The sequence below is a fragment of the Streptomyces narbonensis genome, from assembly GCF_014649015.1.
Taxonomy (GTDB): Bacteria; Actinomycetota; Actinomycetes; order Streptomycetales; family Streptomycetaceae; genus Streptomyces; species Streptomyces narbonensis.
Map to the genome: position 1 here is coordinate 1 of NZ_BMSF01000071.1, position 1,108 is coordinate 1,108.

At 24.8% G+C, this 1,108-nt stretch carries 2 protein-coding genes; both read left to right on the plus strand.

Translation table 11 applies throughout. The annotated features are described in order from the left end of the window. A partial coding sequence (gene pheA, locus IE124_RS34020) for a prephenate dehydratase (RefSeq protein ID WP_189513882.1) occupies positions 1-937 on the plus strand: 937 nt, incomplete at its 5' end. After that, on the plus strand, positions 927-1,108 hold a 182-nt coding region (locus tag IE124_RS34025), incomplete at its 3' end, for a carboxyvinyltransferase (RefSeq protein ID WP_229833169.1). The genes pheA and IE124_RS34025, both read left to right, overlap by 11 nt.

Below are 1,108 nucleotides of genomic sequence, written 5' to 3' on the forward strand. Positions count from 1 at the left end.
AAGAAATATAATAAGAAATAATAAAGGGCCATTATCTAATGAAGAAATATCAAGATTATTTAGAGAAATCATGTCTGCATGTTTAGCTTTAGAATTCCCAATAAAAGTTGCTTATATGGGACCTGTGGGCACATTTACTCAAAAAGCAGTAATTAAACATTTTGGTAAATCTGTAATAAGTATACCTGTAAAAGATGTGTTTAATACAATAGAAAATAAAAAATATAATTATGGAGTTGTACCTTTAGAAAATTCTACAGAAGGGATAGTAAATAATACTTTAGATTCTTTTATTTATTCAAAATTAAAAATATGTGGAGAAGTAATATTACCAATACATCAGAATTTAATGATTGGAAAAAAAAATATAAATAAAAATATAGAAAAAATTTATTCACATCAACAATCATTTGCTCAATGTAGAAATTGGTTAAATAATAATTATCCTATTGCTAAAAGAATTTTAGTATCTTCTAATGCAGAAGCTTCAAAAATAGTTAAAACTGAAAGTAAGAGTGCAGCAATTGCTGGAGATATTGCTGCTAGTTATTATTCTTTAAAAATAATTGCTAAAAATATAGAAGATCGAATTAATAATTATACAAGATTTTTAATTTTATCAGATAAAGATGTTGGACCTACAGGAGATGATAAAACATTATTAATGTTATCAATTAAAAATAAAATAGGTTCTTTTTATTTATTAATAGAACCGTTTTATCGTTATAAGATTGAGATTTTACGTATAATAAACAGGCCAGCCCCAGAAACTAATGGAGTTTGGAATTATATATTTTTTATTGAGATAAAAGGACATCGGAAATCTAAGTTGTTAGAAAAAATATTAAAAGAAGTAGATATGCGAGGTGCAGAAATAAAAATATTAGGTTCTTACCCAGAACAATTAATAAGAGAAAATAAGTCTAATGAAGAATAATGTTAAATATATAGTAAAAAAAGTTATTAAACCAATAAAAGGTAGAATTAAAGTACCAGGTGATAAATCGATATCACATCGGGCAGTTATGTTTGGATCTTTGTCAAATGGAATTACTAATATTAAAGGTTTTTTAGAAGGATATGATAGTTTAGCTACTTTAAAAGCATT